The organism is Bizionia myxarmorum (genome assembly GCF_008086205.1).
GTDB classification, from domain to species: Bacteria; Bacteroidota; Bacteroidia; order Flavobacteriales; family Flavobacteriaceae; genus Algorimicrobium; species Algorimicrobium myxarmorum.
The window spans coordinates 151,249-176,688 of sequence record NZ_VSKK01000001.1 but is presented as its reverse complement, the minus strand read 5'-3'; the positions used below and the strand labels follow the sequence as shown (position 1 = coordinate 176,688).

20 protein-coding genes and 2 tRNA genes are annotated in these 25,440 nt (G+C 32.9%); 12 read left to right on the top strand and 10 right to left on the bottom strand.

Going from position 1 to position 25,440, the window contains the following annotated elements; all coding sequences use genetic code 11:
* The first annotated feature begins 15 nt into the window (after positions 1-15).
* The 6 genes from ES674_RS00875 to clpX all read left to right on the top strand — a co-directional run bounded on the left by ES674_RS00875 (position 16) and on the right by clpX (position 5,603).
* Positions 16-729 carry a pyridoxine 5'-phosphate synthase gene (locus tag ES674_RS00875; RefSeq protein ID WP_148402103.1) on the top strand — a complete coding sequence of 238 codons (714 nt, stop codon included), beginning with the start codon at positions 16-18 and terminating at the stop codon, positions 727-729.
* Between the two features lie 58 nt (positions 730-787).
* Complete coding sequence (locus ES674_RS00870; protein ID WP_170233985.1) at positions 788-1,555, top strand: alpha/beta fold hydrolase; 768 nt, start codon at positions 788-790, stop codon at positions 1,553-1,555.
* Positions 1,556-1,587: 32 nt separating this feature from the next.
* Positions 1,588-1,935, top strand: a complete 348-nt coding sequence (locus tag ES674_RS00865; RefSeq protein WP_148402101.1) for a phage holin family protein — start codon at positions 1,588-1,590, stop codon at positions 1,933-1,935.
* Between the two features lie 155 nt (positions 1,936-2,090).
* On the top strand, positions 2,091-3,419 hold the full coding sequence (tig, locus tag ES674_RS00860) for a trigger factor (RefSeq protein WP_148402100.1): 1,329 nt from the start codon (positions 2,091-2,093) through the stop codon (positions 3,417-3,419).
* Positions 3,420-3,615: 196 nt separating this feature from the next.
* Positions 3,616-4,290 (top strand): ATP-dependent Clp endopeptidase proteolytic subunit ClpP, encoded by a 675-nt coding sequence (clpP, locus tag ES674_RS00855; protein WP_148402099.1) that lies wholly within the window; start codon positions 3,616-3,618, stop codon positions 4,288-4,290.
* 80 nt (positions 4,291-4,370) lie between these two features.
* Positions 4,371-5,603 carry an ATP-dependent Clp protease ATP-binding subunit ClpX gene (clpX, locus tag ES674_RS00850; RefSeq protein ID WP_148402098.1) on the top strand — a complete coding sequence of 411 codons (1,233 nt, stop codon included), beginning with the start codon at positions 4,371-4,373 and terminating at the stop codon, positions 5,601-5,603.
* A 232-nt stretch (positions 5,604-5,835) separates the two neighbouring features.
* Here clpX and ES674_RS00845 read toward each other — a convergent pair whose 3' ends face one another.
* On the bottom strand, positions 5,836-7,350 hold the full coding sequence (locus ES674_RS00845) for a GH3 auxin-responsive promoter family protein (protein ID WP_148402097.1): 1,515 nt from the start codon (positions 7,348-7,350) through the stop codon (positions 5,836-5,838).
* 41 nt (positions 7,351-7,391) lie between these two features.
* Here ES674_RS00845 and ES674_RS00840 point away from each other — a divergent pair, with 41 nt between their 5' ends.
* On the top strand, positions 7,392-8,186 hold the full coding sequence (locus ES674_RS00840) for a DUF2797 domain-containing protein (protein ID WP_148402096.1): 795 nt from the start codon (positions 7,392-7,394) through the stop codon (positions 8,184-8,186).
* Positions 8,187-8,239: 53 nt separating this feature from the next.
* Here the strand turns inward: ES674_RS00840 and rpsU are convergent, their stop codons facing one another.
* On the bottom strand, positions 8,240-8,434 hold the full coding sequence (gene rpsU / locus ES674_RS00835) for a 30S ribosomal protein S21 (protein ID WP_148402095.1): 195 nt from the start codon (positions 8,432-8,434) through the stop codon (positions 8,240-8,242).
* Between the two features lie 104 nt (positions 8,435-8,538).
* Positions 8,539-11,190, bottom strand: a complete 2,652-nt coding sequence (locus ES674_RS00830) for an AsmA family protein (protein WP_148402094.1) — start codon at positions 11,188-11,190, stop codon at positions 8,539-8,541.
* A 269-nt stretch (positions 11,191-11,459) separates the two neighbouring features.
* Here ES674_RS00830 and folK point away from each other — a divergent pair, with 269 nt between their 5' ends.
* The gene (gene folK / locus ES674_RS00825) at positions 11,460-12,587 is read left to right on the top strand and encodes a 2-amino-4-hydroxy-6-hydroxymethyldihydropteridine diphosphokinase (protein WP_148402093.1); all 1,128 of its coding nucleotides are present in this window, start codon (positions 11,460-11,462) and stop codon (positions 12,585-12,587) included.
* A gap of 32 nt (positions 12,588-12,619) precedes the next feature.
* Here the strand turns inward: folK and ES674_RS00820 are convergent, their stop codons facing one another.
* From ES674_RS00820 to ES674_RS00810, 3 genes are all read right to left on the bottom strand, one after another.
* On the bottom strand, positions 12,620-13,549 hold the full coding sequence (locus ES674_RS00820; protein WP_148402092.1) for a DNA topoisomerase VI subunit B family protein: 930 nt from the start codon (positions 13,547-13,549) through the stop codon (positions 12,620-12,622).
* A 4-nt stretch (positions 13,550-13,553) separates the two neighbouring features.
* The gene (locus ES674_RS00815; protein WP_148402091.1) at positions 13,554-14,972 is read right to left on the bottom strand and encodes an MBOAT family O-acyltransferase; all 1,419 of its coding nucleotides are present in this window, start codon (positions 14,970-14,972) and stop codon (positions 13,554-13,556) included.
* 195 nt (positions 14,973-15,167) lie between these two features.
* Complete coding sequence (locus ES674_RS00810; protein ID WP_148402090.1) at positions 15,168-15,725, bottom strand: RNA methyltransferase; 558 nt, start codon at positions 15,723-15,725, stop codon at positions 15,168-15,170.
* A gap of 122 nt (positions 15,726-15,847) precedes the next feature.
* Here ES674_RS00810 and mutS point away from each other — a divergent pair, with 122 nt between their 5' ends.
* The 4 genes from mutS (at position 15,848) to ES674_RS00790 (ending at position 20,072) form a co-directional block, all read left to right on the top strand.
* A complete protein-coding gene (mutS, locus tag ES674_RS00805) occupies positions 15,848-18,463 on the top strand; it encodes a DNA mismatch repair protein MutS (RefSeq protein WP_148402089.1) in 2,616 nt (871 codons plus the stop codon).
* Positions 18,464-18,560: 97 nt separating this feature from the next.
* Positions 18,561-18,632, top strand: a tRNA-Gly gene (locus ES674_RS00800).
* A 30-nt stretch (positions 18,633-18,662) separates the two neighbouring features.
* A tRNA-Leu gene (locus tag ES674_RS00795) sits at positions 18,663-18,746 on the top strand.
* A 57-nt stretch (positions 18,747-18,803) separates the two neighbouring features.
* On the top strand, positions 18,804-20,072 hold the full coding sequence (locus ES674_RS00790; protein ID WP_148402088.1) for a tyrosine-type recombinase/integrase: 1,269 nt from the start codon (positions 18,804-18,806) through the stop codon (positions 20,070-20,072).
* Between the two features lie 73 nt (positions 20,073-20,145).
* Here ES674_RS00790 and ES674_RS00785 read toward each other — a convergent pair whose 3' ends face one another.
* From ES674_RS00785 to ES674_RS00770, 4 genes are read right to left on the bottom strand one after another with little or no spacing between them, the layout of a single operon-like run.
* Complete coding sequence (locus ES674_RS00785; RefSeq protein ID WP_148402087.1) at positions 20,146-22,437, bottom strand: ParB/RepB/Spo0J family partition protein; 2,292 nt, start codon at positions 22,435-22,437, stop codon at positions 20,146-20,148.
* Position 22,438: 1 nt separating this feature from the next.
* The gene (locus ES674_RS00780; RefSeq protein ID WP_148402086.1) at positions 22,439-22,786 is read right to left on the bottom strand and encodes a hypothetical protein; all 348 of its coding nucleotides are present in this window, start codon (positions 22,784-22,786) and stop codon (positions 22,439-22,441) included.
* Positions 22,787-22,797: 11 nt separating this feature from the next.
* Positions 22,798-23,946 carry a DUF7192 family protein gene (locus ES674_RS00775; protein WP_148402085.1) on the bottom strand — a complete coding sequence of 383 codons (1,149 nt, stop codon included), beginning with the start codon at positions 23,944-23,946 and terminating at the stop codon, positions 22,798-22,800.
* Position 23,947: 1 nt separating this feature from the next.
* On the bottom strand, positions 23,948-25,438 hold the full coding sequence (locus ES674_RS00770; RefSeq protein ID WP_148402084.1) for an AAA family ATPase: 1,491 nt from the start codon (positions 25,436-25,438) through the stop codon (positions 23,948-23,950).
* Positions 25,439-25,440 lie beyond the last annotated feature (2 nt).

Here is a 25,440-nt window from a genome sequence, read left to right as displayed (position 1 = left end):
TCAAATTTTTAGAAAATGACAAAGTTAAGTGTAAATATAAATAAGATTGCAACCTTACGAAATTCCCGCGGTGGCGATTTGCCAAATGTTGTTCAATTTGCAAAAGATGTTCAGCGTTTTGGTGCCGAAGGTGTTACCATTCATCCAAGGCCAGACGAGCGCCATATTCGCTATCAAGATGCTTATGATCTGCAGCCAGAAGTTTACACGGAATATAATATTGAAGGCAATCCCATTGAAAAATTCATGAAGATGGTTCTGGAAATTAAACCAACACAAGTGACATTAGTTCCCGATTCTGTAGATGCTATTACTAGTAATGCGGGCTGGGATACCATTAAACATAAAGATTTTTTAGTAGATGTTATTCAGGAATTTAAAAACAATGGTATCCGAACCTCCATTTTTGTGGATCCAGATTTAAAGCAAATTGAAGGCGCTAAAGCTACAGGAACGGATAGAATTGAACTATATACAGAGGCTTTTGCGCATGAATTTGGTCTAGGAAATAAAAAAGCAATTTTGCCTTATACAGAATGTGCTGGTTTAGCTAAAAGTTTAGATTTAGGTATTAATGCTGGTCATGACTTATCATTGGATAATATCCAGTTTTTTAAAGAAAATATGCCTAACTTATTAGAAGTTTCTATTGGGCACGCCCTTATTTCAGAAAGTCTGTATTTAGGTGTGGAAAATGTGATCCAAATGTATTTGCAAAAACTTAAGTAAGCTTTAGGTAAAATATTAAAAGTAGAAATTTTAAAATAGTGGTGAAGTGGTGGAAAAAATAAAAAGTTTATATTCTAATATAATTGGTGAAGGGAAACCATTTATTATTCTTCATGGTTTTTTGGGATCTGGTGATAATTGGAAAACCTTGGGAAGTGAATTTGCCGAAAAAGGATATCAAGTCCATTTAGTAGATCAGCGTAATCACGGACGGAGTTTTCATGATGCTGCTTTTAATTACGAAATTCTTTCAGCCGATTTAAAAAACTATTGCGACAAGTATAATTTATCAGACATAGTACTTTTAGGGCATTCTATGGGCGGAAAAACCGCCATGCTGTTCGCTACCCAATTTCCAGAATTAGTTTCTAAATTGCTAATTGCTGATATTTCACCAAGATTTTATCCTATTCATCACGATGCCATTCTAGACGGCTTGAGTCAGTTGGATTTTTCAAGTCTAAAAAGTCGGGGAGAAGCGGATGAAAATTTGTCCAAGTATGTTTCAGATTTTGGAACGCGCCAGTTTTTGTTGAAGAATTTATATTGGAAAGAGAAAGGCCTATTAGCCCTGCGCATGAATTTAGAGGTTCTAGCAGATCAGGTTGAAGAAGTAGGGGAGCCACTTCCAATTTCGGCAAAATTTGAAGGCGATACCTTATTTTTGCGCGGCGATAAATCCGAGTATATTAGTAACCAGGATGAGCAAATAATTCATGCTCATTTTCCAAAAGCGAAAATTGTTACCATTTCCAATGCCGGGCATTGGTTGCATGCGGAAAACCCAGAGGAATTTTATAATGCTGTTATGGCATTTATTGCATAAAAGTTAGTCTACAATCCTTAAAATTTATCATTATGAAACTTATTTTTAAATTATTATTAACGGCGGTAGCTGTTGTATTATTGGCTAAATTATTGCCAGGAATTGAAGTGGAAAGTTATTTGACAGCCATAATTGTTGCGGTTGTTTTAGGTTTACTGAACATATTTGTAAGACCCATTTTAATCTTTTTTACGCTTCCGGCAACCATTGTAACTTTAGGGCTTTTCCTATTTGTTATTAATGCCTGCATCATCTTATTGGTTGATAATTTAATTAGCGGATTTGCGGTTTCTAGCTTCTGGACTGCATTATTATTCAGCATCCTTTTAACCATATTGCAGTCTGTTTTCTATTCCATTTTAGGTGAAGAAAAAGCATAAAAAGGCTGAAAGCTTTAACATTTCATAATAATGACAATCCGTTAGCCCTACTGAAAATCAGTACAAATAAACAGGTGAATCACAATACGTTAAAATACTTTGTTGGCTTGTAAAAAAGTATTATTTTTGCACTCCAATTTTTATGTCAAGATACAATGAATATTACAAGAGAAAATATTGATGCATTAAATGCTGTAGTAAAAGTAGACATCGCTAAAGAAGATTATAGCGACAAAGTTGAAAAAATATTAACTGATTATAGAAAAACCGCTAACATTCCTGGTTTTAGAAAAGGTCATGTACCTATGGGAATGGTTAAAAAACAATATGGTAAAGCCATTTTGGTGGATGAGGTTAACAAGTTGCTTCAAGCTGCTTTAAACAAATATTTAACTGAAGAAAAATTAGATGTTTTAGGTAATCCGTTGCCAAAAACTCAAGATAATTTAGATTGGGATGCAGATCTTTTATCATTCGAATTTGAAATAGGTTTAGCACCAGAATTCGAAGTTAATTTGTCGCCTAAAAAAGCCATCATCGATTATAATATTACCGCTGGTGATAAAATGATTAATGACCAAATTGATAATGTACAGAAACAATATGGGAAATTAATTTCTGCAGATGTGGTTTCTAAAGATTCTGAAATTACCGGTGTTTATAAAAATGAAGAACGTGAAATAGAAAACACGGTAACTCTAACACTAGATAAGTTTGAAGGAAAAGCAACAGCCAAGAAATTTATTGGCGCTAAAGTTGGTGATGTTATTACATTAAAAACAAAAGGGTTGTATATTGATGATCATGATTTAATGCTTGCATTAAAAGTGACTCATGATGATATTCATGATTTAGATATTGAAGTAACATTTACTATTACTGAAATTAATGAACGTGAGTTGGCTGAATTAAATCAAGAATTATTTGATAAATTATTTGGTGAAGGTGTTGCAAAATCTCTAGAAGACGTTAAAGGAAAAATTAAAGAAGATGCTGAAAAGCAATTCAAACAACAATCAGAACAGAAATTACTAAATGATGTAACAGAACATTTAGTTGAAAATACGAAATTTGATTTACCGGCAACATTCCTTCAGAAATGGATGCAAACAGCTGGTGAAAAAGAATTAACAGAAGCACAAGCGCATGAAGAATATGCGAAGTCCGAAAAGAGCTTACGTTACCAATTAATTGAAGGAAAATTAATTTCTGAAAACAAGATTAAAGTAAGCATGGATGATATTAAAGATCATGCCAAGCAAATGATTAAAGCTCAAATGGCTCAATTTGGCCAAATGAATCCTACTGATAAAGAATTGGAAGATATTGCGGCACGTGTATTGTCTAATCAAGATGAAGCACGTCGTATTTCTGAACAAATCATCAGTGGCAAGTTATTAACGCTTTATAAAGAAAAGGCAAATATTAAAACGAAAGATATTACTTATGAAGACTTCGTAAAAGAAGTATATGGTGATAAATAAGCGACTAATCTCAATTATTTGATCTCTATTAAGCTTCTAGGAGTGGTATCAACTTTTAAAGAATAAATCCTTATATTTAGGCGTTGAGATAACAAGTTTCAATGCCTATTTTTTTGAGTGAAAGTTTTTCAAAAAAATAAAAATACGCGCTTCTTGACCAGTGTCAGGATTCTAACCTAAAAAATTTACAATTACGATGAATTACGCAAATGAATTCGAAAAATTCGCTATAAAAGATCAAGGTATCAGTAGTACATATTATGATAAAATTATCAGCCATATGTACCCAACAAACTTAACGCCAAACATTATTGAAGAGCGCCAAATGAATATCGCTATTTTTGATGTATTCTCCCGATTAATGATGGACCGCATCATCTTTTTAGGAACAGCTATCAATGATCAAGTAGCCAATATTATCCAAGCACAATTGTTGTTTTTAGAAAGTACAGACTCTGCTAAAGACATTCAAATATATATTAATTCACCAGGTGGTGGTGTTTATGCAGGTTTAGGTATTTATGATACTATGCAGTTTATTAAACCAGATGTAGCCACAATTTGTACCGGTATGGCAGCTTCTATGGGAGCGGTTTTATTATGTGCGGGTGCCAAAGGAAAACGTAGTGGTTTAACGCATTCACGTGTTATGATTCACCAACCTTTAGGTGGTGCACAAGGTCAAGCTAGTGATATTGAAATTACAGCTCGTGAAATTTTAACCTTGAAAGAAGAGCTTTTCCAAATTATTAGTAAGCATTCGGGTCAAGATTACGACAAAGTATATAAAGATAGTGATCGTGATTACTGGATGAAGGCTGACAAAGCTAAAGAATACGGTATGATTGATGAAGTATTAGTTCGTAACTAATACCAAAGAATAGATCCTCTTATAAGTCAAATTTTTTATGGGCTTTTGAAAGGAATTATAAAATTGAAAATTATTAATTTATGGCAAAGGAAGTATTAGAATGTTCATTTTGTGGTAGGAAAAAGCCAGAAACTAGCTTATTAATTGCTGGATTGGATGCCCATATCTGCGATCGTTGTATTGAGCAAGCGCACGGTATTGTAATTGAAGAATCTAAGCAAACAGATAATAGTGACTTGTCTGCGGAATTAAAACTGCGCAAACCACAAAAGATAAAAGCATTTTTAGACGAATATATTATAGGTCAAGATAACACTAAAAAAGTGATGTCTGTGGCGGTTTATAACCATTACAAGCGTTTATTGCAAGCGCCAACAGATGATGATATTGAAATTCAAAAGAGTAATATCATTATGGTTGGCCAAACCGGAACGGGTAAAACCTTAATGGCAAAAACCATTGCTAAAATGTTAAACGTACCATTAGCTATTGTGGATGCTACGGTTTTAACAGAAGCAGGTTATGTTGGGGAAGATGTTGAAAGTATTTTAACACGTTTATTACAAGCAGCCGATTACAGTTTAGAAAAAGCTGAAAAAGGCATCGTTTTTATTGATGAAATTGATAAAATTGCGCGTAAAAGTGATAACCCGTCTATAACTCGAGATGTGTCTGGTGAAGGTGTACAACAGGCTTTATTAAAATTATTGGAAGGAACGGTTGTTAATGTGCCACCAAAAGGCGGACGTAAACATCCCGATCAAAAATTCATTGAAGTAAACACAGAGAATATATTATTTATTGCTGGTGGTGCTTTTGATGGTATTGAGAAAGTAATTTCCAAGCGTTTAAATATGCAAGCTGTTGGTTATGCTGCATCCATGTCTGATGAACGTGTTGATCATAATCATTTATTGCAGTATATTATTCCAAAGGATTTAAAAGACTTCGGATTAATTCCAGAAATTATTGGACGTTTACCTGTATTAACTTACATGGATCCGTTGGATGCTAAAACACTTCGTGCTATTTTAACGGAGCCTAAAAACGCTATTATTAAGCAGTATAAAAAACTATTTAGTATGGATGATATTGATTTTAGTATCACCGATGGTGCTTTAGACTTTATTGTTGGAAAAGCTATTGAATATAAATTGGGTGCTCGTGGATTACGTTCCCTATGTGAAGAAATCCTAACCGATGCTATGTTTGAAATGCCTGGAACTAACGCAACAGAACTGAATGTTACAAAAACCTATGCAGAAGATAAAATTAGCAAAACAACCTTGAAGAAATTAAAGGCTGTTTCGTAAAAACTTCTGATTATATAAAACAAAAAACCACGCAATTTGCGTGGTTTTTTATTTTGGTTGTTTTGGATTATAATTAATAATTTGACATTAAGGGCAAATCATTTAGTGTTTAATAGCAGTTTAAATTTACTGTTTTTCTTGTAAGAAAATAAAGACAGACTCTGTTTTTAGATAAACTTACTTGTAAATTCGTTATCAGAATTAATTTTGTAATTTTTTACGGTAAACCGCATTAGCTGTTTAACTTCAAAAGCCCTTCTAGGTAGATTCTCGAGTTGGATAATCTTGGCACTTTATGTTGACCTCCTAATTTATCATTCGCCTTAAGCCAGTCGTAAAAAAGGCGTTCACGGGCAACATGGATGGTTGGTTTATTTAAAGTCATATTATTATATCGTTTAGCTTCGTAATCAGAGTTTAAAGATTTTAAAGCATTATCCAATAACTCATTAAAATAATGAATATCCTCGGGCGGTGTTTTAAATTCTATAATCCATTCATGCGCTCCTTTTTCACGGCCTTCCATAAAAATAGGTGCTGCTGTATAATCTATAATTTCAGATTTGGTTTTTTTACAAACTTTGCGCAAAGCATCTTCGGCGTTTTCAATAATTAATTCTTCACCAAAAGCATTAATATGGTGTTTTGTTCGGCCAGACACTTTTATGCGATACGGATTAATAGACGTAAACCGAATGGTGTCACCAATTTTATAGCGCCATAATCCCGCGTTGGTAGTAATGATTACTGCATAATTTTTGTGCATTTGCACCTGGCTTAAAGGAATAATTTTTTCATCTTTAGTTCCATAGGTGTCCATGGGAATAAATTCATAAAAAATACCGTAATCCAACATCAATAAAAGCTCACTGGATTTATTTCGATCTTGAATAGCAAAAAAGCCCTCAGAAGCATTATAAATTTCATAATATCTAAAATCCTTTTTCGGTAAAATATTCTTGTATTGTGCAGCGTATGGTAAAAAACTAACGCCGCCATGAAAATAGACTTCCAGATTGGGCCAAATATCGTGCAGGTTATCCTTTCCTGTAGTTTCTAGTACATTATTCAATAGTACTAACATCCAAGACGGCACACCGGCTAAACTGGTCACGTTTTCTTGAATGGTTTCATCTACGATGGCCTGCATTTTTTCTTCCCAATTATTCATCAAGGAAACTTTGTTGCTAGGTGTACTGCTATATTCTGCCCAAAACGGCATATTGTCTATTAAAATGGCCGATAAATCGCCAAAAACAGTACCATTCTCTTTATATAATTCCTTACTACCGCCTAATCGTAAACTCTTGCCGGTAAACAATTGGGAGTTTTCATTATTGTTTAAATACAAACAGAGTAAATCTTTACTGGCGGCATAATGGCAATGTTCTAACGAATCTTGACTTACCGGAATAAACTTACTTTTAGCATTGGTTGTTCCGCTAGATTTGGCAAACCATTTAATAGGTTGTGGCCAGAAAATATTGCTTTCACCTAACCGTGAGCGTTCAATCATGTCCTGATAATCTTCATATGAAGAAATAGGAACACGGTCTGCAAAAGTTCGGTAATTTTTTATGGAATCGAAACTGTAATTTTTTCCAAATTCGGTATCCTTCGCCTTATATAATAACTGCATTAATAGCTCTTCTTGAACTTCATTAGGATATTTTAAAAACAAATCAATTTGGTGAAAACGCTTTTTTAAAAACCAAGAAGCAATAGAATTTACAATGGGAATTGGCATATTTGCAGTATATTTAATGAACTAAAATAATACTTTTTTTTATGACCTACCAAGGTGTTTTAACAAAAATGACAACCGAGTTTACGGAGCCTATTCAATACTACCTCATTTTTGCAAGCGACTTCATACATATGAATCAGTTGTTAGATAAAAACATTCAATTAGAGTTTGTTGGCTATCAGTGTTTAAGTTGTGGTTTGAACAAGCCAATTTACAGACAAGGTTTCTGTAAAAGTTGCTTTTTTGAAGTACCGCAGGCAGCCGATTGGATTATAAAACCAGAATTAAGTAAAGCGCATTTGGATGAAGAAGTGCGGGATTTGGAGTATGAAAAGCGCGTTCAGCTGCAACCGCACATTGTTTATCTTGCAAATTCCAGCAATGTCAAGGTTGGTGTTACTAGAAAAAGTCAAGTGCCAACCCGTTGGATAGATCAAGGCGCTCATGAAGCTATTGAAATTGTTGAGGTGCCGAATCGGTATTTAGCCGGTATTACGGAAGTTGCCTTAAAAAACTATGTTGGTGATAAAACTAATTGGCGCAACATGCTAAAAAATGATATCCAAGATGAAGATTTGGTAGTTTGGCGCGAAAAATTAAAACACTATATTCCTGAAGAAGCGCAAGCCTATTATTTGGCCAATAATACAGAAACCAATATTATATTTCCGGTGCATCACTATCCTGAAAAACCGAAAAGTTTAAATATGGTAAAGTCTGAAAAGTATTCTGGCAAGTTGGTAGGATTGAAAGGTCAGTATCTGATTTTTGAAGATGATACCGTTTTTAATATTCGCTCCAACGAAGGACTTGTGGTTAAACTTTCTATCGCATAAAAAAAAGCACGCATAAAAAAATGCGTGCTTTTTAATATATTTTAAAAAGACAATTAAATATCTTCTTGATCTCTTAAATTCTGGATATAAGCAGCCTTTGAGAATAAACGTCTTTTCTTCACTGAAGGTTTAGTGAAGTATTGCTTCTCTCTTAAAGTCTGCATTACTTTTACGTTTCTATGCTTACGTTTGTAACGCTTTAAAGCACGTTCTATATTTTCTCCTTCTTTAATTTCAATTCGTAACATATTTTCTTTCTTAATTTTAATGGGTGCTAAGGTAATCCTTTTTATGTTATTTGTATAAGGATTTCGGAGTTTTAATGGAAAACCCTGTTTTTTGTTAGCACAGATTAGTTAATACTGTCTTTTTTCGTTTTGTTCTTGTCTTTATTCTTCTTAATAAATCCACCCAGAATATTTTTAATAGCATCTTCAGCCGTTGGTGGCGTTACTTTCGTTGAGTCGGTTTTAACACCTGTCGTGTCTTTTGGTGTACTTCCAGGACTTGGATTATTTCCTGAAATCATGCCGCCAATTAAATCTTTAACCGCATTTGTACCTTGGTTAATTAATTTTTGCTTTTCTATTTCAATAAGTTGCTTCGTTAAATTAGAAATGCTAGATGATAAGTCTGTTGAAATATTAGGGTTATCAAAACTTCCTTTTACATTGGCTGTAATAGGAATGCTAATTTTGTTGACTTCCGAATCATTAATTTTTCCAATTAAACGGTTAATGTCGCTTCCTAAATATTTGGCTGGCACATTAAAAGCAATATTGTAATCCATAGATTGATCAAAACCATGGCTTCCGCCAATAGCTATATCAATATCTTTATAAGCTATATGAAATGGTTGAATATTAACCTTGCCATCGTTAAAAGTTAGAATCGTTTTTAAATCATCTAAATTTAATTTATCCAAATCAATAAAACTTAATTTGCTGTCTAGAGCATTTAAAAGTGGACTGTTTTCAATTTTAGTTTTGGTTGTTAATAATTCCGCAAGTGCATTACCAGAAACCGTACTTAATATAGGTGAAAAGGAATTATCCAAACTACCGTTTAGAGCAATTTCCGTATTCAGTTTTCCTTCAAAAATTTTAGCAATTGGCGCCAATGCTTTTAATAAATCCAAGGTGTTGAAGGATTCTGTAATGTCAAAAGAATTCGCGTTTAATTTCAAGTTAAAATGTGGAACATCTTTTTGAGTATTAATATCACCCGATACGGCTAAAGTTCCTTTGAATAAATTAGTTGTCAAGTTATTTAAAGTGGCCGTTTGGTCTTTAATAGCTAGATTTCCTTTGGTATTTTTAAGTGTCAAGTTATCGTAAATAACTGTTTTGGCATCGGCATTAATAGTACAATCTAAAAATGCTGGAATTTTTAAAGGTGTACTTGTTCCTGTTTTCTTGGCATTGGCAACATCCTCATCAGAATCGGGAACCATAAAATCACTAACATTAAACGTATTTGAGTTTACATTAAAGTGTCCTTGCAGTTTTTTATCGCTTAATAAAAAGCCTAATAAATTAGTAATGGTTCCGTTTGCATTAATATCACTTTGACCCGATTTGGCTTCAAATCTATTCAAGGCAACTGTTCCTGTTTGAAAGGTTAAATCGGCATTAGAAATATTAATAGGATTCAGCATGTCTTCAGAAGCGTAAACAAAATCACTCACCTGAACGCTACCCGTACTTTTTATGCGTTCGTAGGCATTCGTTTCAATAGCTTTCATATCAAAAGCTGTGTTTATTTTAGCTTTTAAAATTCCGCTTAAGTCAGTATCTAATTCAATTGGGTAAGCTTTGCTGATATTTGCTAAATTTAAAATACCATCAATATAAGCTTCAACCGTCATATTCTTGGTTAGATTCCCTAGTTTGGCTGTAGCCTGAAATTGGTCATTATCTATTTTAAAATTTAATTTACTAATATCTACATAGGTATCCTCGGCTTTTCCAGTCGTGTTTTTAATACTAGTGTTGATGTTGATGTTATCTACACGTTTTGGTAAATCTGGATATTTAAAGGAAGCATTGTTGGAAACAATATTAATATCCATTTGCGGAATAGTTTCTTCGGAAATCAAACCATTTATACGACCCGAGATTTTAAAATCGCCGCTCGTTTCTACCTTTTCAATGTCTTTTGAATAGGTTTTAGGGATAACTGCTAGAAATTCTTTGAAATCAGAACCTGGATTTTCAAAAGTAATATCTATTTCTTGACCAGTTTCTAAGAGCTGAAAATAGCCTTGAAACTCTAAAGGCAAATCATTAATGAATGCTTTATTTTTCTTAAAAGAATATTTGTTATTAGGTAAATCTAGCCCAATAATGGCATCTAATTTTAAGATGTTATTACTTAAATATTCGGTGCTATCCATTTTTAATGTAACACGCGCAAAGGTTTCAGTATCCAATTCAGAAACATTTTCAGAAAACTTTCCTTTTCCAGAATGGTTAAGTTCTGTAATGAAAAATATAATATCAGAACTTTCATCTATATACGTTAGCGCGCTGTCATCAATACTATAATCTTGAACATCCAAGGAAAAACTATTGGTGCTTTCTGAATCCTGATTTTCAGATTCTTTCGCGATATCATAATTGGTTTCACCATGCTTATTCGTTTTCAAAACGATTAAGGCTTGATTTATCTTAAATTTATTAATAATAACCGGCCCTTCACTTGGCTTTTTAAAGAGCTCTTTTATAGACATAGTTAAAGAAATGGACTTAACCGAAGCTAATTTCTCGTCTTTAAAGGGCGCGAAATTAGTGATCTCTAAATCGCTTACATCTACTTGAGCTTGCGGGAAACTGCGAATAAAACTTAAATTAATATCGCTAAATTCTACATGCGCATTGACATTATTATTAATCGTGTTTTTTACTATATCTTTAATTTTTCCTTGGAAAATGAAAGGAATGGAAACCAATAAAATAACGATTATTAGTAAAGTGATTCCAATAATTTTGAAAACTTTTTTCATACTACTTTTTAAGTGATAGGTTGTTAGGATATACGCATAATCTAGGTGAAAGGTTGTTGAAAACCAAAAGTTTAATAAAATTTTAGTACTTCATAAAGGGTGCTAATTTCCGAGACTACAGTTTAAAATAATTTCTGCACAAATATACATCCAAATATAAAAATGAAGTATATTAAGTACGTGTCTTTTTAGCTTATCCATTTTTTTGAATAAAAAGGCTTAAAAATTCTAAACTATTAAATTTTCTTTTAGTTATTTTGGCATCCGTTATGACCCAATCAAACACCGTTTACATATCACTAGGATCTAATCAAGGCGATCGCATAAAGCATTTGCAAGACGCTGTCGATTTTATTTACAAGCGCATAGGCAAGGTGCAAATGATTGCTAAAGTCTACAATACGCCTGCTTTAGGCTTTGATGGTGCCGATTTTCTAAACACCTGTTTAATTGTGAAAACGGATTATCCAGTTGAAACCGTTTTATACGATTTACTCCGAATTGAAACTGAAATGGGTCGGGTACGTTCTGAAAGCGGCACTTATGAATCGCGCAAAATAGATTTAGATATTTTGCTTTATGATGATTTAGTAATTCACACCAAAACCTTAACGGTACCGCATCCGCAAATGGCAAAAAGGCGATTTGTTTTGCAACCTTTATCTGAAATTGCTTTAAAAATTAAACATCCAACTTTATACAAAACGATTCCGGAATTGCTCGAAATTTGTGAAGATGCCAGTGTTGTGGAACCTATAAATGTTTGGTTGAAAAATCCGAGTAAGCAATATAACCTATCCAATTACAATTATATAGCTATTGAAGGTAATATTGGCGCCGGCAAAACGAGTTTAGCAACCATGATTTCCAACGATTTTAACGCCAAACTTATATTAGAGCGCTTTGCGGATAATGCATTTTTACCCAAGTTTTATGAAGATGCCAAACGCTATGCATTTACGTTAGAAATGAGCTTCTTGGCAGATAGATATCAACAAATTAGTGATGATTTATCACAGTTGGATTTATTTAAAGATTTTATAGTTAGTGATTATGATATTTATAAATCTCTTATTTTTTCAAAAATCACCTTACCAGAAGACGAGTTCAATTTGTACAGACGCTTGTTTCACTTAATGTATAAAGATATTGCAAAGCCGGAATTGTATATTTATTTATACCAAAACACGCAACGTTTGCAAGAGAATATTAAAAAGCGTGGCCGTGATTATGAGCAAAATATTGAAGATGACTATTTAGATAAAATTAATGCGGGCTATCTTAATTTTCTTAAAAATCAGGAGGAACTTAAGGTGAAGATTATTGATATTTCCAATCGGGACTTTGTGAATAGTAGGGAAGATTATTTGTGGGTTTTAAATGAAATTGCGCAATAATTTCTTTCTTTATTTTTGTGAAATATATATTTTTACTTTAATAATTTTTTAATTTCTTCTGTAAACAATTCGGCACCTTTATCGGATAAATGGCCTCTGTCTTTCCAGTTATCTAGATTTTTATTTTCTTTTAAAAAATCGGTGAAATCGTAATATTCCAAATTCTTGTCTTTCAAAATCTGCTTTAATTTCAAATTATCATCTTTACAGCCATCAATTAGTCTAGGCGATGTAAAAAGAATGAGTGTTTTATTGCGGGTTTTACAGAATATTTTGATTTCGTCTAAATAGGAGTTATAAATGGTATTTAAAGTGTACTGACTTTCACAATCCTTACTTTTTTCTCCTTTGTTCAGAATATTTTCAAAAATCTCCCGCTGATTATCACTTACATAAATAGGATCGTATCCAGAATAGGTTTTATAATCATAATTGGGTTGCAAATAATTTTTCACAATGCCCAAGACTGCATTATTATAACCAATACTCCAGTAAAAACGTTGTAAGATATTATTTTGTCCTAATTTATCAATCTCGTTTTTTATGGTGGTATTACGGTTGTATTTGGGTGATAAAGCTGTAATGTCATCCCCTATATAATCTGTATCAAATGCATATTCAGGGTCAATATGCAGCAATACTGTTTGTTTTTTTTTGTCTGGCAATAATTTAATTAGCGTGGCCGAATACGCTAATTTTCGCCCGTCCATGCCCATATTAAAACTGTTTTCTGATATTTTAATGGGATTAATATTGTGATTCGCTCTAGAACTTCCAAAAACAATAAAATCTAAACTATCTTTTATTTCTAAATAATGATTGACTTTCCCAATACTTTGACCTGTATAAACCTGATCGCTAATTTTATTGAAAAGAAAGAATACCAATTTATCTGATACAAATGAAATCAGCAGTATTAATAGGAAACTTTTGATAATATGTTTTAGAATTGGTGGATTCATAGCTTTAAAATTGAAAATAAATAAAATTATTTGAGGTCGAATAAAATAGGTTGATTAGGACTATTATTACAGAAGCTAATACCGCAACTTTTAAGATGCTAAATCTGGCAGCTAAATTTTCTAAATCAATTTTTTTTCTGAATAAAAAGAAATCGAATCCAATGCCTAGCGATAAAACTAAGGCAGAGGTAATAATTAAATTAATATCTCCAATAAAAGGAGCTGAAAAGTTAAATTGACATATTTTTTTAATAGCTAGCATGGCCGAATTTAGATCCTGCGCTCTAAAAAATATCCAAGAAAATAAAACAACACCAAAAGTAATGGGATAGCCTAAAAAACTAAACTTCTTCCACAAATAAGAAGTTTGGTATGTTTTTATAAATTTCTCAATACTTAAAATCAACCCATGTATGCCGCCCCAAATAACAAAATTCCATGAGCTTCCATGCCATAATCCGCCCAGAAGCATGGTTAACATTAAATTTCGATACGTTATTTTTATGCCTTTTCTATTGCCACCTAACGAGATGTATAAATAATCTCGTAACCAAAAAGATAAAGACATGTGCCATTTCCGCCAAAACTCGGTCAGCGATATTGAAAAATAAGGGAGATTGAAGTTTTGGTTAAACTTAAAGCCCATTAATTTGGCTGTACCAATAGCAATATCGGAATAACCCGCAAAATCAAAATAAATTTGAAAAGCATAGAGAAATGTTGCTACTACAATGGTGGTCGAATTATAAATGCCCACATCGCTATAAACAGTATCCACATATGCTCCAATAGTATCTGCAATTACTATTTTTCGAAAAAGGCCTACTAATATTTGAATGAGACCTTCGTTAAACCATTCCTTTTTTAAAATTCGCTTCTTTTCAATTTGTGGTAATAAATTGGAAGCTCTTTCAATAGGACCCGCTACCAATTGCGGAAAAAATGCAATGTAAGTGAAGAATGAAACCATATTTTTGGTTGGTTCAAACTGCTTCCTGTAAATATCAATAGTATAACTTAAGGTTTGAAAGGTATAAAAACTGATGCCTACAGGTAAAATAATATTCAATGTTAAATCATTGGGTTGCCAGCCAAAACCCGTCATCATTGTTGAAAATGAATCGGCAAAAAAGTTATAATATTTAAAAAAACCTAAAAGACCTAAATTGGCAATTAAACTTATTAATAGCCAGTTTTTACTTTGTCTTTCCGTTTTGGCATGAAATATTTTAGATCCAGCCGTATAATCAATAAAAGAACTAACAATGATTAAAGACAGAAACCGCCAATCCCACCAAGCATAAAAAATGTAACTCGATACTAATAATAAAATATTCTGTTTTTGTAAATCATTATTTAATAGCCAATAAATAATAAAAACGATGGGAAAGAAAACAAGAAATTCGAAGGAATTAAATAGCATCTCTAAAAATAGATTTAAAGTTTAGTCTTGATACAATGACCTTATTTCTATAGAAAAATAAACTATAAAACAAGCCATCTATTTATGTGCTATTAATCAAATGGTTAACCAAGTTAATATTTTTTTATTTATAAACAAATTAAATTTTCAACTTGCAAAATGCAATGCTTATGCATAATTACGATTAAGAATTTTTTAAGTATTCTTGGAAGATTTTGAGTTTTTAAGTTTTATTTTAGAAAACACATCCCAAATTACCACACCACAACTCACCGAAATATTCAACGAATGTTTGGTTCCATATTGGGGGATTTCTAAAACCATATCGCTGGCATTTACAACAGCTTGTGCTACGCCTTTTACTTCGTTTCCAAAAACCAAGGCGTATTTGGTATTTAATTCTGGACTAAAATCATTGAGCATCGTGGCATTTTCAGCTTGTTCAATAGCACAGATTTTCACGTTTTCAGCCTGCAGTTTTGAAACAACATCTAACGTGTTTTCAGCATATTCCCAAGCTACTGTATCGGTGCTTCCTAACGCTGTTTTATGAATATCTTTATGGGGTGGTTGTGCTGTTATACCACATAAATAGATCTTTTCAATTAAAAACGCATCTGATGTTCTGAAAACCGAACCAATATTATTTAAACTCCGAATATTATCCAAAATAATGATAATAGGTGTTTTTTTGGATTCCTTAAACTCATCGACACTCAAGCGGTCTAACTCGCTGTTTTTTAATTTTCGCATGGTGATTTTTTGTGATAATTGTAAATAACTTATGGCAAGTGCCCATTAAAAACCTTAAATAAATAAGTACTTTAGCAATTTTAGATAGCAAACAAAAGTAACAATTAAAAATTAGTTAAACCTTGGCGAAAATAGTAAAAAAGGAAACACCGTTAATGAAACAGTATAATGCTATCAAGGCGAAATATCCTGATGCTTTGCTACTGTTTCGTGTGGGCGACTTTTATGAAACTTTTGGCGCAGATGCCATAAAAACGGCTGGTATTCTTGGTATTATTTTAACCAAGCGAGGTGCAGGTAGCGAAAGCGAAATTGAATTAGCTGGTTTTCCGCATCACTCTTTAAACACTTATTTGCCAAAGTTGGTTAAAGCAGGCGAGCGGGTTGCTATTTGTGATCAGTTAGAAGATCCAAAACAAACCAAAAACATCGTAAAGCGCGGTGTCACAGAATTAGTCACGCCTGGTGTGGCATTAAATGATGAGGTGCTGAAATCCAAATCCAACAATTTTTTATGTTCGGTTTATTTCGGTAAAGTGCATATAGGAATTTCATTTTTAGATATTTCAACTGGCGAATTTTTAACATCTCAAGGAAATGCCGAGTATATAGATAAATTACTTCAAAATTTTAGTCCAAGTGAAGTGCTCGTTTCAAAACAAAAGCGCTTGCATTTTAATGAAACTTTTGGTCCCGATTTCCATACCTTTTATTTAGAAGATTGGGTGTATCAAACTGATTATGCCCATGAAACTTTAATAAAACATTTTGATACGAAAACGCTGAAAGGCTTTGGAATTGAAGATTTAAATGAAGGCATTATCGCATCGGGTGCTATTTTGCATTATTTGGATGAAACGCGACATAATAAACTGCAACACATAACGGCTATTAGCAGAATTGCTGAAAACGAATATGTGTGGATGGATAAATTTACCATAAGAAATTTAGAGCTTTACCATTCAACAAACAATAATGCCGTGACGCTTTTGCAAGTAATTGATAAAACCATTTCCCCAATGGGCGGCCGATTGCTAAAACGTTGGTTGGCCTTACCGTTAAAAGATGTGGCTAAAATTAAGCAGCGTCATGAAGTCGTTGATTTTTTGAGTAAGAATAAACCGACTCTTCATAAAATTCAAAGTCATATTAAGCAAATTGGCGATTTAGAACGTTTAATTTCTAAAATCGCTACTAGTAAAGTAAATCCGCGAGAGGTTATTCAGCTTAAAAATTCATTAGAAGCTATTGTGCCCATTAAAGAAATCGCGTCTGCATGTAATAATGATGCTTTAAAAGTAATTGGTGATACGCTTCAAAGTTGTGAGGGACTTCGAAATAAAATAAAAGAAACTTTAATTGAAGATGCCCCCGTCAATGTTTTAAAGGGCTTTACTATAGCAAAAGGCTTTTCGGAAGAATTGGATGAGCTTCGTGGTTTATCTTCAACAGGAAAGGGCTATTTGGATACCATGCTGAAACGTGAAAGCGAGCGCACAGGAATCACCTCACTAAAAATAGCGTCCAATAACGTCTTCGGCTATTATATTGAAGTGCGAAACACCCATAAAGATAAAGTGCCGGCAGAATGGATTCGGAAGCAGACATTAGTAAATGCTGAACGCTACATTACGGAAGAACTTAAAGAATACGAATCTAAAATATTAGGTGCGGAAGAACGTATTTTAGCTATTGAGCAACAATTGTTTGCCGATTTAATCCAGTGGATGACTCAATATATCAAACCTGTTCAGCAAAACGCTTTCTTAATTGGGCAGTTGGATTGTTTATGTGGTTTTGCACAATTGGCCATGGATAATAATTACGTGTATCCGGATATAAATGATTCTTTCGATTTAGAAATTAAAGATGGTCGTCATCCCGTAATAGAAAAGCAGTTGCCCCCAAGTGAGGTTTATATTGCTAATGATGTGTTTTTGGATCGGGATACGCAGCAAATGATTATGATTACTGGGCCTAACATGTCTGGTAAATCGGCTATTTTAAGGCAAACAGCTTTAATTGTGTTATTAGCACAAACGGGAAGTTTTGTGCCAGCCAAATCTGCCAGAATTGGATTAGTCGATAAAATATTTACACGTGTTGGAGCCAGTGATAATATTTCTATGGGAGAATCCACCTTTATGGTTGAAATGAATGAAACGGCATCCATTCTAAATAACCTCTCTGAACGCAGTTTGGTGCTTCTAGATGAAATTGGTCGTGGCACCAGTACTTATGATGGTATTTCCATTGCATGGGCTATTAGTGAGTATTTGCATGAACACCCAGCGAAAGCGAAAACCTTATTTGCTACGCACTATCACGAATTGAATGAAATGACCGAAACCTTTGATCGCATTAAAAACTTCAATGTTTCGGTAAAAGAGTTAAAAGATAATGTGTTGTTTTTACGAAAACTAGTTTCAGGAGGTAGTGAACATAGTTTTGGTATTCACGTAGCAAAAATGGCAGGTATGCCACAACAAGTATTAAATCGCGCAAATACCATTTTAAAGAAGCTTGAAAAATCACATTCTAGTGAAGAATTGACCGATAAAGTCAAATCTTTGAAAGATGACGACATACAATTAAGTTTTTTCAAATTAGATGACCCCTTATTAGAAAGTATTAAGGAAGAAATTTTACATATTGATATTGATACACTTACGCCCATAGAAGCACTTATGAAACTCAACGAAATTAAGAGAATGTTGGTTAAGGAAAAGCAAGCTTAAAATAAAACGAATAATTTTTCAAAAAAGGCTTTGCTATTCATATAAATATTTTAAATTTGCAACCGCAATAGCAATATTGCACGTTCATATAAAAATTGCGAAAGTAGCTCAGGGGTAGAGCATCACCTTGCCAAGGTGGAGGTCGCGGGTTCAAATCCCGTCTTTCGCTCTGAAAACTTTTTTTAAAATAAATTCCAATGCTGAAGTGGTGGAATTGGTAGACACGTTGGACTTAAAATCCAATGTCCATTAGGACGTACGGGTTCAAGTCCCGTCTTCAGTACAATAGCGAAACCCTTTATTTATAAAGGGTTTTCTTGTTTTTTAGCGTTTTTTTACCATGAAAGAAAAAACGTTTATTATCAAATCGGTACATACAGCGGTACATACAAAGTTTACTATCGTTATGAGCAAACCAAACTACTCTATTCCTAAAATTTACATTCCAAAGGATCTAAACGGCAAACCTACTGCGGCACCTGGTAAGCAATGGCACATATATTATTATTTCCGTAATCCTAATACAGATAAAATGCAAAAGTTCATGCATAAGGAAAATATAAACCTGTATAAAACTGTAAAAGAGCGTAAAGAATATGGTACGCAGCTTTGCAACTCGTACCATGAATTGCTAAAATTTGGATTTGATCCGTTTACTAGAAACGGTTTACCCTTGCATGATTTTGAAGATGAAAAAACATTTTCTGTAATTGAAGCCATAGACAACGTAATTAAGCAGCAATTAACAAGCTGGAAAAAAAGCACGGCAACTAATATGGTTTTTAGAATGAAAGGCTTTAAAGATTGGTGTAAAGAGGTTAGAATTGATAAAACAGATATAACCGAAATAAACAAAAAACATATTATTGCCTATCTCAAAACTTTGAACCATTTAAGCAATACAAGTATTGACAATTACAGGCGGGCCATTTCTGCCGTTTTTGGCGTAATGAGTGGGGAAGGTGTAATACCTGTAAATATTGCGAAGGAAATACCTAAAATAAAAAGTAAGCCGCAAAAGAATATTCCATTTACATCAAAAGATATTGAAAATATTAAAAAATGGTTTAGCGTTAATGATCCGTTAATGCTGGATTTTATAAAGTTTGTTTTTTATGGGTTTTTACGTCCTATTGAAGTGGTGCGTTTAGAAATTCAATTTATGGATCTGGAAAACAATATTTACCGGGTTGAAACCAAACGCGACAAATTTAAAACTAAAACTCTCGAGCCACAATTAAAGGAAATTATTACAAGATTACAGAAAACTTCCAACGCAAAAAACGGCTATATTTTTACCGATAAAAATGTTATTTCCGAATGGCATTTTGACGAAAAACAACGATACGACCATTTTAATAGACGTTTTAGAAAAGTAAAAACCGCTTTAGGTTTTGGCAAATTACACGGAATGCATAGTTTAAGACATAGTGCCGTGCTGGATCAATACAACTACTTTAAAAAGGAAAAATTTAATGAGGTTGAAATCATACAAAAAATGCTGCCAATTACAGGCCATAAAACAGAAGATAGTTTAAGGGCCTACCTACGTGATATTGATAGTAACTTACCAAAAGGCTACGCCCGGAATTTTAGTATTGATTTGTAAAAAGAAAAAAGCCGCTTATAAAAAACGGCTTTCAACTAACTAACTTAAAAACAATAAAATGACTACTGTTGCTTTAAATATCTAAATAAATTTCAGCGGGCAAAGGTTTAATTTCTTCATCTTCCGGGGTTACTAACTTTTTATCGTGAATATAAAATTTAGCACCTGGTATGGTTTCGTATCTGTTTTTTTCAGCATAAACAAAGTTTTCAGTATAGTTTTCGCCTTTTTCAACTTTTAAAATTATATCCCCATCAAAACCACTTTTACTTCCACCTCGAGTGGAACCGCTTGTTGTTTCTTGGAAAATAGTCCAAAGAATTTTACCGTTAATAGCCTTTCTAAATTGGGTGTCAAAATTTATGTTTCCATAGTGTTCTAATAGTTTTTGCCAACTGTCTGTAAAAAAAGCATCAAACTGACTTACAAGGCTCATAAATTCCTCAAAAGTTGCGGGCAAATCACTAAACGGATAAAACTTATTTAAGTTATTTGGCTTAATATATTGATCTTCTTTATCTTGAAATAAAGCACTTTCCGCGTGTTCTTCCAATGATGCAAATCCAACATTTAGGCCGTGATCTATAAACATATCAACCGCCTGGAATGCAACACGAGTTTTCATACTTCCCTTTGGACCGCTAATGTTAATGGCTAAACTTTCTTTATTTTTCTTTTCAAGTTTTCCTAAAAATTGGGCTAAATCACCTTGAAAATTAAAATATTCAAAATCAATAGCATTTTTACGTCTTTCAGTAGCACTTGTTACGCCTTTAATTTTTGTTCTACTAGAGTTTGAAGGTTCAGCCGAATTTGTGACCTCTTTAAACACGCCTTCGGCTGGTTGTTCCTTCGTTGCTTCCGCTTCTAATTTAAGTGTTGGCAAATTGCTTAACTCGTCTGTTATGTTAATGGTTTGACTGTAACCTAGCGCGGCTTTCTGTTTGGCTTTTCGTTTTGTTGTTGTGGCTCCAAATAAAGCCGCCTGGTTACTACCTGCATTAATATAGGTGGATTTGTTTTTAAACAAAACCGTTAATTCCTTTTGTAACGCATTAATTTTTTTATTATAATCTAGTATTTTTTCATCTGCAAATTTTTTCATTTGAAAATAATCCTCATGGTTAGGATCTACATAGTCTTTGCTTCCAGGATTAGAAAATCTGTTTTTAATAAAATCAATACTTTCTTGATTTTTCTTAATTTTATCCTGTAAATCTGAAACCTCTGTATTGTAAACTTTTTCCCCGTTGCTCTCGTATTTAAAACGCTTAATATTAAGCGGCTTGGTAGCATCAAAAAACATATTTGATAAGATACTAATAACCTTTTGAGTAAATGCAACCTTATTAGCTATTCGCTTGCTGGCTGTTTTGTCTGTAAGGAAATCAAAAAGTTCATTTTCGTGAGCATCTGTAAGCTTATTGCTTATTTTTCTGGTTTGTCCGATCCAATCGGCTATTTTTTCCATTTCTCGCGTGTCTGCAACACTTGTACTGCTATCAAATTGAATTAAGGCTTGTAACGTTTTGCCCTTGGGATTCAAATAAGACAAGTTTAAAACATAACTTTTGTTTTTGCCTTCAATAGCTGCTTTGGTTTCTAGTTCTGCTTTGCTCTTGCCTTGTAATCTGTATTTGCGGTAAATTTCTGCACGTTCATACGGTTTTTCCAAACTACGGTTTGCATTGCTTTCTTCTTTAGCATAACGGATGGCATCAGCTTCTTTCGGGTAATCCTGGTTTGCTATTTTTACAGGTGCATCTTTTATTTTTAACTTTTTTAAAGCTGCAAAACGGTGATGGCCCGCTAGTAAATAATATTTATTATCGGTTGGATCTAGCCAAATAATAAGAGGATCTAAATTCGTTTCATTAAAATTTTCAACAATATTATTTACAATCGTTTCATTTAATTTTTTACGGTTTTGAAACCGCTTTTCATCTGTATTAATTTTAGATAATGGCAGGGTTTTTATTGTGGTGTTTTGTTTCATTTTAGGCTTTTCACCTATTCTAATTTTGGAATTATTAACGCTTTTTTCAATAGCTTTTAATTCTTCTTTAGAGTACTTTTTACCACTAGCTTTTTTACCGCTTTTTAATAATAGTTCACCTTCTCTTATGCCGTTTTTTAGTCTTTGTATTTGTGCTGGATCTTTAACTATTTTAACCTTTTGCGTGTCTTTTATAGCCAATTCTAAATTCAACAAACTTAAAAAACCATCAATAACCGATTTTACTTCTTTATCCTCATTATAAAGACCTGTATTAATAGCTTGCTTAATATCGTTATGGTAACTACGGAATTTTGTAGGAACTTTTGAAGCTGGTAATCCATTATAATTTTTAATAGTGAATAGCATATTATTTAAAGTTTACAGGCGTTAATAAATTGAAAAATGAAACGCGATCACTCAAAGAATTAAAACTCATGCTTGATCTAGCATTATAATCTACTTTTCCATCTGTGGCAATTTTATACAAAAATGATTTTGGCTGGTCCGGAACAGAAATATCTATAAACGATAAAAAGACATCTAATAAATATGGTGAGTGTTTAATTTCAATATCCGTATAATTGCTAATTTGTGATTTTGATACACCACGCAAAGCAACAATTTGTAAATTTGATATTTTTTGCAATTCAGCATTTAAAGCTTTTAATTGAAAAGCAGTAAACGGATGGTCGGATTTTAATTGTTTTGTTTTCATGGTTTTATTTATTAGTTAGCTGCGTATTTTTCTTTTAAAATTTCAATAGCTGTGTTGACTTCATTTTTTACATCGTTCATATTTCTGGAACCACCAAAATACAAACGTGTGTCAGCTTGTTTAAGATTAGAATTTGGCACATAATCTTTTTCAATAGTATTAGAAACAAATCTTAAACTATTTACAGGAGATCCTAAACCCTCGCTTATAATTTCATTATTACGATCACACCCCATTATATTTAACTTAAAACCTGCATAGCGGTAAAAACGAGGATCACCACATACATAAGCAGCTGCATTAATATCTAATGGCTGGTTAAAGCGTTTTGCTGGCACAAAGTGGAAGTAGGTTGTTTTTTTATTTTCAATAACCTTTAAGGCTGTAATTTTAACCCGAAACCCTTTTTTAATTAGGTTCTGAGCTGTTGTAATAGCAGCCATTGAATTATAAATTATTTTTTCCACTTGTAAATCACTAGAAAAAGCATTTAGTACCATTATTTCTACTGATCTATCCTGTTTGTCTTGCTTTTCAAAATCAATTAAAGAGTTTCTAACAGATGAAACCACAACCGGGGTGCCGTTTTCCCTTCTTTTAATTTCTTGCTTTACGGCTTCGCCTGTTGGCTTATAAATTAATTTGTTTTTTATTGTTTCAACTAAATTAGCATCAACCTTTTCATTATTTGAAACTTTAAAATATTCATAAATATACGTCATAGCCATACTAGCTAAATCAAAACTAAACATACCAAACCGATCATTGATTTTCATTTTTGGTTTTTCCATGCTTGAAAATAAATCTTCTTTTATTTCAGCGTTTAAATTATTTATCGTTTCATTTAATAAATTGGGTTTTTGAAATTGAGTGTAACCTTCTGATAACTTTTCTACTTCTGTTTCTGGACCATAAAAATTATTTAAAATCTGCCATTCTAAACTTGAATTACTAAAAAAATCCTTCGCTATTTTATAGTTTTCGTTTAACTTAAATTCACTTCTTTTTGGTGGCGTTGAAAATAAATTATGAGCATCCAAATGACTTAAATAATCATCATAAAACACATTTTTCCCTACATTAAATTGCCCGCCTGGCTGCCCTTCTGTTGATGGCTTTGGCTCTGGGTTTGTATTGTCTGGTAAAAAATTAAAAGGCATTTTAAAATGGGTTTTTGTCTATGTTTAAATCTCTATATTGATATTTATCAAAATGCTTGCCGTAATTTATTTCCCGCTTAACTTCAACCTGTTGCACTTCTGTAAACGTCCAAATAAAGCTATCTATAACATCTTTATAGGTTTTTCTATCTTCCATTTTTTCGCCTTGCTTAATAGCTTCTTTTTCGGCTAAATACACGCGTAAACTTGTTTCCATTAAACGAATAGAAACTTGCGCTTCCCATTTGTTTACTTCTATTAAAGTACGAATTTTGTCGGCAATGGCCCAAAGGAATAAATAGCCTGGTAAAATTACTTTTTTCTCAAAGTCCGGGTTTTTTTCAATTTCATAAACAGATCCCGTAAAACGATCCAATAGAGATAAATCTTGCTTGTTATTTGCACCATAAGCTGTGCTTTCTGTGTTTGGATAAACGTTCCCGGTTGCTATAACGGCAAAACCTTGTTTCTTTTTAAACCGATCACCTCTAGTATTTACTATGTAGGCTCTTTCTGAATTTTCTGGAAGATTAGTTTTCGCCAAAGCTTCGTTTAAAATACCTGCCGTATTAGGATCAAGTTTCGGTAATTCATCTAATATTAATAATTTACCATCGCGCCACGCCTTAATTAATTTTCCTTCCTGGTAGCCTTCAATAGTTTGCCCGCCATTAATTTCAATAGGTGACGTAAATTGATTACAATTTATGGTTTCCACTTCTAAACCTGTAACGCTTGCTACTTTTTCAGCTAAAAATGTTTTTCCTGTTCCCGCACCACCAATTAGCATTACATTATTTCCTAAAACAATATCATCAATAATACGCAATAAGTTAGGTGTATCATTTTTAAACGTTTTGGTATTATTCCACTTTGGAATATGAATTTTAACGTTTTGGGTTTCGTTAATGACTTTTAAAAGATCCGCACATAAATCGTCAAAACAAACTTTTCTATTTTTTAGAATATTTTTTACTATTGCTTCTACCTGTTCTGGTGAAGCTTGCCCTTTTTGGCCTGCTGCTATTTGCTCTAATAATTGCTTTATTAACGCTTCCGGGTTTTGTTCGTCTTTTGGCGTTGGATTTGGCGTATTTGGCTTTTTTTCTGTGCGTTTTTTTAACAAGTTTTCATTGATTATTAAAATTTTAGAGTTTTCGTCTATGATTTTATATATGTGATATTGCCCATCAAAAGAAACAATTTCATCAATAATATATTTAACTTTATTATCGTGAAAATAACTAACCAAATCACCTACTTTAAATTTAGGTTTTGGTTCTGTATTTTTTTTAGTTGGTTTTTTTGTTGTCGCTTTTGGCTTGTTTTTTTTTAACCAATTTTTAACCATACCATCTAACTCTTTGGCATCTGGATCATCTGTTTCAAAATTATCTGACAATACTTTAATAGTATCGTAAGCATCTGAAATATCGGTATCGGTTGCTAGTAATTTTTTTTCGTCTGCTGTTAGTTTTGATGTATAGTACATGA